The 8,498-nt window shown below is 42.3% G+C and carries 6 protein-coding genes and 1 pseudogene; 4 read left to right on the forward strand and 3 right to left on the reverse strand.

From position 1 onward, the window contains the following. The 3 genes and pseudogenes from VB740_RS15775 to VB740_RS15785 form a co-directional block, all read right to left on the reverse strand. Window positions 1–717: pseudogene (locus VB740_RS15775) on the reverse strand (S-layer family protein); the annotation flags it as partial. Further along, window positions 674–1,507 (reverse strand): filamentous hemagglutinin N-terminal domain-containing protein, encoded by an 834-nt coding sequence (locus VB740_RS15780; RefSeq protein WP_323200917.1) that lies wholly within the window; start codon window positions 1,505–1,507, stop codon window positions 674–676. The gene VB740_RS15780 and the pseudogene VB740_RS15775, both read right to left, overlap by 44 nt. 442 nt (window positions 1,508–1,949) lie before the next feature. Continuing rightward, on the reverse strand, window positions 1,950–2,297 hold the full coding sequence (locus VB740_RS15785) for a hypothetical protein (RefSeq protein ID WP_323200918.1): 348 nt from the start codon (window positions 2,295–2,297) through the stop codon (window positions 1,950–1,952). A gap of 323 nt (window positions 2,298–2,620) precedes the next feature. On the opposite strand from VB740_RS15785, the gene VB740_RS15790 reads away from it, so the two are divergent. The 4 genes from VB740_RS15790 to VB740_RS15805 all read left to right on the forward strand — a co-directional run bounded on the left by VB740_RS15790 (window position 2,621) and on the right by VB740_RS15805 (window position 8,416). Next, window positions 2,621–3,808, forward strand: coding sequence for a sigma-70 family RNA polymerase sigma factor (locus VB740_RS15790; protein ID WP_323200919.1), 1,188 nt, complete (start codon window positions 2,621–2,623; stop codon window positions 3,806–3,808). An 82-nt stretch (window positions 3,809–3,890) separates the two neighbouring features. Continuing rightward, window positions 3,891–5,042 carry a DUF1822 family protein gene (locus tag VB740_RS15795; RefSeq protein WP_323200920.1) on the forward strand — a complete coding sequence of 384 codons (1,152 nt, stop codon included), beginning with the start codon at window positions 3,891–3,893 and terminating at the stop codon, window positions 5,040–5,042. A gap of 141 nt (window positions 5,043–5,183) precedes the next feature. Continuing rightward, window positions 5,184–7,562, forward strand: a complete 2,379-nt coding sequence (locus VB740_RS15800; protein ID WP_323200921.1) for a CHASE2 domain-containing protein — start codon at window positions 5,184–5,186, stop codon at window positions 7,560–7,562. A gap of 53 nt (window positions 7,563–7,615) precedes the next feature. After that, the gene (locus VB740_RS15805) at window positions 7,616–8,416 is read left to right on the forward strand and encodes a DUF928 domain-containing protein (RefSeq protein ID WP_323200922.1); all 801 of its coding nucleotides are present in this window, start codon (window positions 7,616–7,618) and stop codon (window positions 8,414–8,416) included. Window positions 8,417–8,498 lie beyond the last annotated feature (82 nt).

Consider the following 8,498-nt stretch of genomic DNA (forward strand, 5'->3'; position numbering starts at 1 on the left):
CTGATCAGCAGATTTGGTCATAGATGCAGTAGATAATTTATCCGTGATGGCTGTTGCTTGTGGGGGCAAATCTACCCAATCAGTAATCACTGCTCGTCCCCGCAGAGGCTCATTGGGACTTTGGGGTAATCCACCGCGTCCAGTGGCAATAAAACGACTAGCGGCAAGTCGTCCTCCAGGAGTGCAGCCTTGGGCGATTTGTTGGGATGCATCCACCACGTTAGAGGGTAGTTGAATTAATCCGCGACTAGGGTCAGTATCTGGACTGTTGATAGTTACCTCCCCACTCACTCCCAATTCCGAACTTGCTGTAATATCGCTGTTTTCGGTTGGGATTTTTCGGGGGAGAATACCGAAAATACCGTTTGTTTTAATGTCAACTCTACCACCAATCCCTGTAAAGGCATTCGCGGTAATGTCGCTGTTTTCTTTGGGGACGGCAACAATGAAGGGAGTATTGATGGTGATGTTACCGCCATCGCCACCAAATTCGCTACTGCCAGCAGTGGTGGAAATTTGACTACCATTGCCTAGTAATAAGAAGTCTTGCGAATTTAGGATCATATTACCGCCATTCCCCGATCTGGTTGTGGCGGCGATCGCTCCTTGGTTATCCAAGCGAATAGAACGAGCTTGGATCTCAAGGTCGCCTGCCGTCCCCGAACCAGTACTACTAACTGCCTCCACCACCAGCACGAACATCCACATTAGCGCCATTCGTCATGGATACATCGGCTCTCGCCAATCCCTCTGGCACACTCAATCGCAACTCCTGCCCCTGCTGCATCAGTCCCACCCCACCTGAAGAAGCCACGCCTGCCAATTCCACCCGTCCTCCCGGCGCTAGCAACTCTCTGCCATCAATATTTACAATGCCACCTGCCAGAGTTAAGGTTCGACCATTAGGAACCTGTAAACTCGCTTCCTGCAATTGAATCGCCCCCGGATTGCGCCCATATTGCAACCCGATAGGCACATTCACTGTAAGTAATGAAGGTGCTTGGGGGTTTATGGCACTAAACAATTCTTGATTCCCAAACTGCAATCCATTAGCTGTTGTCCCGACGAAACTCCCTTGCACATCCAGCCGTGCATTGTTCCCAAATAAAATGCCATTGGGATTAAGAAAAAACAAATTTGCACCACCATTCACCCCCAAAGTGCCGAGAATATTGGAGATATTACTTCCCGTCACCCGTGTGAGAATATTGGAGATTCCCGTGGGATTAGCAAAATAAACACGCTGCAACTCCCCCACATTGAATTCCTGGAAACTATGGAACAGGTTTGCACCGCGAATTGTTCCGCCATCAATCTGGTTAGCCGGAAGTCCTTTAATATTGACATTGGGAGTTATTTTTGAAGAGCGATCGCCCAATGTTGCATCAGGGGTAATTTGGGCTAAGGCGTAATTTTCACAATAAAACATAACATGAGCAAGCACTCCAATAATACTAAAAACTCCTAATAAATTTGAGTGCCACTTTTTATATCCATAGATTGCCATATCACAACCAGCCTCGCTTGCTTATTTCAGACCTGTGAATATGCAATCAATTAAACCACGGCTTTGTAGCTACATCTTCAAGGGGTTTTAGATAGCCGTCCTGATAAAAATTGGCTGGGTAATCCGAGGACGATTGTATTTCATTTTCTGGATACTAGTAGAGGAGAAAGAATCGTCGGGGCAAAAGCCCCGACTAGAACTGATGTTTAGGGCAATCTAATACTCTTTACGATGACTTTTATTTTTTATGCATTTGTATTAAAAAGTTTTAAAAAATGTGTAAAATTATTATGCATAAAAAAATCGAGGCAAGTGCCCCGACCTTATATTTTATTCAGCTTTTTAGCCCATATTTTTGAGTGGTTGCATCTTGAATCTGAACCCAAATAGGACAATCTAACCTCGAGAATTCAAATTAGTAAATCAACTTGAGAATTCCACATTAGGCTACTTTATAGAGTTCGATATCATATGGATTGCCAATAGTTGTTGTGTTGTCTTGAAACTCATACACTCCTCCATCGGCCAAATCATATTTTTTGTATAGCTCGTAGCCATCTCGACCGTCAGCGTCAAATTCAATGATTCCTCCACTGTACGCAGTCCATATACGATCAGAGCCAGGTTCTGGATAGCTTGTTCGTGTACCATCGATAGAGTAGGGGATATTGTATCCCGTTTTGTTTTTAACTTCAAAAACTTCGTAACCGCCATTAATTGTTTCAGCAGCTTGTTCGTCAAGTTCTTCAATTAAACCAAAAGATTCTAGGCAGCTTTGATTAGTTAACATGGTTTTTCTCTCTTTGTTAATTAGGTCATGCAGAGATAATTAGGTAACTTTTAAGAAGTTGCATATTTGTGGGATGAAGTTGCGGATGTAACTATCGAAATTTTGTTCTGTATTTGACGAATTTATCCAATGATTCCGCTAGTCCCCAAAGAAAGCATCTTTCTAAATTAACTTTTCTGCATATCACTCTCTACGATGACTTTTAGTCTTTATGCACTAAGATCAGAAAAATCTGTAAAATCCTTACTGGATAAGGATTTAGGTTTTGTCCCTATGGCTGTATAATTGAAATCAGCTATGGTTCAAACAGCGGCAAGTATTCCATGCAACCCCGACAGGGCATTGTTGAAATCTTTTCTACCTTTGTGCAACTTGAAGCAGACCAATTTAGTGGTTGGGCAACAGATGCTAAACTGCGACGCAGTATGAAAGTTTGCCTGGAGTCGTCAACTGAAAAATCAGATATCTTTTGGGCACTTTACTGGTATAGAGTTTGGCAGACTGAATCTAGTACTGTGGCACTGGCACATATTTCTGCTTACTTACAAGAAGTGTGCTACTGGGTTGCGAGAAAATTCAGCCTGAAGTTTCCCACACAATTGTCTCTAGCAGACTATTTTCAGATTGCGATCGCTAATATCTCTAAAATCCCCAAAACTTTTAATCCTCAATACAGTTCGCATTTAAAAGGCTATGCAGAATTAGCTTTTGAATCGATGATCAAGGATGTACTACGCTCACGTCGGGAAGCAGACATTTGCTCAGACTGGGCATTATTGCATAAACTCAGCCGCAAACGACTAGTGCAATCATTACAAAATGCAGGATTTAACGCTCAAACAATTGAGAGTTATGTTTTAGCCTGGGAATGCTTTAAAGAACTCTACACAGGTGACAACACAAAAATTCGTCAGCTTACCAAACCAGATGCTCTGGTTTGGGAGGCTATTACTAATCTTTATAATGCAGAACGTTTCAGCCGATTGAGTTCACCCACTCCCGTAGTCAACCAGCAAACCATAGAAACCTGGCTATTATCTTCTGCTAAAGCTGCCCGTACTTTCCTCTATCCTAAGTTTGTGTCCGCAGACGCTCCCTTCAAAGAAGAAGATGATGGTAACTTATTAGATATATTGCCTGCAAATTTGCAAACATCTTTACTAACGGAAATTATTGAGCAGGAAGAAGCTGCGAATACAAAAAATCAGCAAGCTCAGTTAAACCAAGTTTTGCACCAAGCGATCGCTGCACTCGATACTGAGTCACAAAAAGTACTACAAGCTTACTACGTTCAACAACTGACTCAAACAGAAATTGCAGCACAGTTAGAAATTAAGCAATATACTGTTTCCCGTCGCCTTAGCAGCATTAAAAAGTCGTTGCTCCTGACTCTCATGCAATGGAGTCAAAACACCTTGCATATTTCTCCTAAATCCGACGTAGTAGATGCCATAAACACAAGTTTAGAGGAATGGCTCAAAGTCCAATATAGCCATTCCCAGATCCAATAAGGAGATAAGAAAGGATTTTGTCTCCCCCGTCTCACTTAACTCTCTAATACGATCTTTATATGGAGCCATTCTAAAGTTATTTATGTTAAACGCACCTCCCCCATTTACTATTGACTCACAGCATTTATACTTAGAAATTCCCCAATCTCCAGAGGCGCAAGAACAACCATACTCAACTGCTGGTGCTTGTCAACGTGGGTGGATAAATCATAAATGCTTGCAAGCATTTTTACCTTGGTTCAAAGAGGAAATTGCTCCCACCGCCAGGGTTTATCCCAACAGTGCGGCATTGCCCAGTTTTTGGGAAGTAGTCAATGGCACAGCTATTACTTTTGATAGCGATCGCCTGGTATTAATTCCCACCCTCGCTATGGATGACGATGAGTTGCGCGTACCCCAGGAATGGGTAGATATTCCAGAGTGGGTTGCTGACTATTACGTAGCAGTACAGGTCAACCCCGATGATGGCTGGATGAAGATTTTTGGCTACACAACCCATCAAATTCTAAAGACAAAAGGAGTTTATGATGCTGGCGATCGCACTTACAGCTTGGAAAGTGAAGATTTAATTTCAGATATTAATGTGCTATGGGTCACACGCCAACTTCACGATCCAGAAGCCTTACGCGCCGAGATTGTACCTTTAAATCCAATTGCCACAACCCAGGCAGAAAATCTTTTAGAAAGGTTGGGTCATCCCAATGTGAAATTCCCGCGTTTAGCAGTTCCATTTTCACTCTGGGGTGCGCTCCTGGCACATAGCGGTTGGCGAAAAAAATTGTATGAACTGCGTCAGGGTTTAGGAATGCAGTGGTCAATTCCGCAATGGTTGCAGACAGGAGTAGCCAATCTAGCTCAACAGTGGGGATGGGAAAAAAGAGAATTCGCCGTGGTGGCTGCGGGAATGCGGAGTGCAGAACCATTTCTAGGCTTGTCTCGGCAAATAATAGTTGCAGAGCATCCATACGAGTTACGTATTTTCCCAAAAAGCGCTTCTGAGGATTATGTTTGGCGCTTTGAATTGCGAAGTACAACTCCTGGTAGACAAATTCCTGCTGGGTTTAAGCTTCGACTACTAACGGAAGACTTACAAAGTTTTGAGAATAATGAAGATACGGCTACAACTCCTGTAGATATGTTGTATTTGGAAGTAATTTTAGAACTAGGAGAAGGAGTAGTTTGGGAAATAGAACCCACACCTGGAGACTATGACCGAGAGATTTTGCGGTTTTAAGAGAGAGCATTGGAAAAATCTTTTGGTCAGAACACCCAACTTAATTTTGACTCCTGAATTCTGTTTCGATAAATAATTAATAGGGCTTTGTAGTTTAGCAATCGAAATAATATACAACTCATCATCTGTGGAGAACTAGCTGTGGGCAAGTTAGTCATCTTAAAGTTAGGGGAGGGAAACTTTGAACAAGGATTTCCCGTGACGCTACAGATTGGCGATGAAAATGTCCGCCCTAGCGTGGAAATCACAGGTGCGCTTCCTCCCAACCCAGAAATTCTCCGCGATTATTACCGTTGGCAATCTATTTATCGTAATTTAAAGTTGCCATCTCGTCCTATTGGTTTACCTAAGGTACTTAATCAAACCTCCAGCCTAGAAGACTGCCAACAGATGGCTGAAGAATTTAAACTACGTTTTAATACTTGGCTTGCTTCTGATTCCTTTCGTCCTATCCGCGAGAAATGGTTGGAAAAACTCATGCTTGCGGATAATATCCGTGTGCTTCTACAAACCAAAGACTTTCGATTACAGAAACTTCCTTGGCATCTTTGGGATTTGTTGGAACGCTATCCCCAGGCGGAAATAGCCCTGAGCGCTCCCGCCTACGAACAAGTCAACCGAATAACAACCACATCCGACAAAGTAAAAATCTTAGCGATTTTGGGTAACAGCCAAGGAATTGATACCAAAGCAGATCAGGCTGTGCTTAATTTGTTACCCAATACAGACATCACTTTTTTAGTTGAACCACAATGCCAAGACCTTACTGATCAGTTATGGGAGCAGGATTGGCAGATTCTATTTTTCGCTGGACACAGTTCTACTCAGGAAACGAATGAAACAGGAAAAATTTACATCAATCAAACTGAAAGTCTAACAATTAACCAGTTAAAGTATGCCTTGAAAAAGGCAGTAGAGCGAGGCTTACAACTAGCGATTTTCAATTCTTGTGATGGCTTAGGATTGGCACGAGAATTTGCAGATTTGCAAATTCCCCAAATCATCGTCATGCGAGAGCCTGTACCCGATCGGGTGGCACAGCAGTTTTTAAAGTATTTTTTAGAAGCTTTCACGCGGGGAGAACCGTTGTATTTAGCCGTAAGGGAAGCACGAGAAAGGTTACAGGGGCTAGAAAACCAATTTCCCTGCGCTACATGGTTGCCTGTTATCTGTCAAAACCCTGCTGAGATGCCGTTAAATTGGGGGGAATTATTTAGAAATGTACGTAATAGTAATATTCCTGTATCTTTGTCTAAAACCACCCCTGTTAGAAGAATTACAAATCGGCTTGGCTTCTCATCGATCCTACTGACGAGCATGGTAATAACTGGAATACTAATCGGGGTAAGGTATTTAGGCGTGCTACAACCATTAGAGTTAAGTGCGTTTGACCAACTGGTACGCTTGCGTCCTCCTGAAAAACCAGACTCACGCCTACTAGTTGTCACTGTGACTGAAGAAGATGTACAGGCGCAAAAACAGGAAAAACCTCAGGGTTCCTTGTCAGACAAATCACTTGCCCAACTGTTAGAAAAATTAGAGCCATATCAACCAAAAGTTATTGGTTTAGATATATACCGAGATTATCCAGTGGGTAAGGATTATTCAGCATTGGCAGAACGAATGCGAAAAAGCGATCGCTTTATAGGAGTGTGTCAACTCAGCGATTCCCAAGCAGGAAAACCAGGCGTGAAACCACCGCCAGAACTTTCTCCACAAAATCTAGGTTTTAGCGATATTGCCATAGATTCAGATAATGTCGTGCGTCGTCACCTGTTAGCATTAACTCCCTCACCTTCATCTCCTTGTAGTGCCCCCTATGCCCTGAATGTTCAACTTGCACTGCGTTACCTGTATGCGAAGGGAATTCACTTGCAGTTTACCCCTGATGGTGCGTGGAAATTAGGGAAGCTGACATTTAAACCAATAGAAGCTCATACCGGAGGTTATCAAAGGGTTGACGCTTTTGGACACCAAATTCTGTTAAATTATCGTTCCTCTGGTTCCCCAGAAGCGATACCTTCGGCAGGCTTCGCCAACGCACCAAGTATGACCTTACAACAAGTGCTAGCAGGTAAGCTAAATGCCAATGCAGTCAAAGACAAAATAGTGATTATTGGCACAACAGCAGAAACTTTTCGTGATTACTGGTTAACTCCCTACATCACTCCTCAAGGGAAATTACAGGCAATACCCGGAGTATTTTTACAAGCCCAGATGGTCAGTCAATTGCTCAGTGCTGCTTTGGATGGAAAACCTCTGTTGTGGACTTGGCCACTTTGGGGTGAAATAATTTGGGTTTGGGGTTGGTCTTTTTTAGGCTGTTTGTTTACTGCTTATCTGCACCGATTTATTTACTTAAGCTTGGCAGGAGGGATAGCAATTATCAGTTTATATGCTAGCTGTTTTATCTTTTTAATAGCATATAGTTGTTGGGTTCCCCTCATTCCTGCTATGTTGGCTTTAGTAGGTAATAGTTTAATAGCTACAATTTACTTAAACATGAAATTTAAAAATTAATAATAACGCCAATTTTAAGCATCAACACTACCATTTAATAGGCATGATTAATTATGAAAAGCTATTGGCAAAAAATACAATTTATCGCTGCATTCCAGATGGCTTTATTGGGAGCTATCGGCTATTATCCAATGATTTTGATGACACCAGCTGCGGCCGTTCCTAAGACATTTTCGCCTCCTCCACCTCCTCCAGACAGGGGTGCAGCAGGCGATCGCGGAGGAGCTGCAAGCCGTGGTTGTGGTGTTAGTAATCAGTCTATCATTGCACTTGTACCTATATACCAAGAGACAGTCAAACAAGAACAAACAGAAGCCGTTTCTGTTACTAAAGTTTGGGGATTGACGACTGAAAAATATCCAACTTTTTGGTTTTTTGTCCCTTATAAAAAATCTACAATTAATTCCATTGAGTTTGTTCTCAAAGATGAGTCAAGTAAACCAAGCCAAACTCTTTACCGAACAACAGTAACAATACCAGAAGCACCAGGAATTATTAGCATTCCCTTAAGCCCAAATACTTCCCCATTGCAAGTAGACAAGATGTATCACTGGTTTTTCAAGATAAAAATCATTTGCAATCCACAACAACCCATAGAACAGGAGTATGTAGAAGGATGGGTGCAACCGATTAATCTAAATCCTCAATTAGTAGATAGCTTGAAGCAAGCAACTCCTGAGCAACGGGCAAAGCTCTATGCTGAGAATGGTATTTGGTACGATGCCTTGACTACTTTGGCTGAATTACGTCTTGCCAAACCTGAAGATCCAACTCTAGCGGTGGAATGGATGAATTTGCTTAAATCCGTAGATTTAGAGAATTTAGCTAAACAACCCCTCATAAAGCCCGATTAGTTGCAACGATAGTGAGAGAAGTCTGACATAAAAAAGAGGGGTAAAGGTTAAAGGGTAAAGGGTAAAGGTATGAATTAGGTTG

The organism is Nostoc sp. UHCC 0251 (genome assembly GCF_034932245.1).
GTDB lineage: Bacteria > Cyanobacteriota > Cyanobacteriia > Cyanobacteriales > Nostocaceae > Nostoc.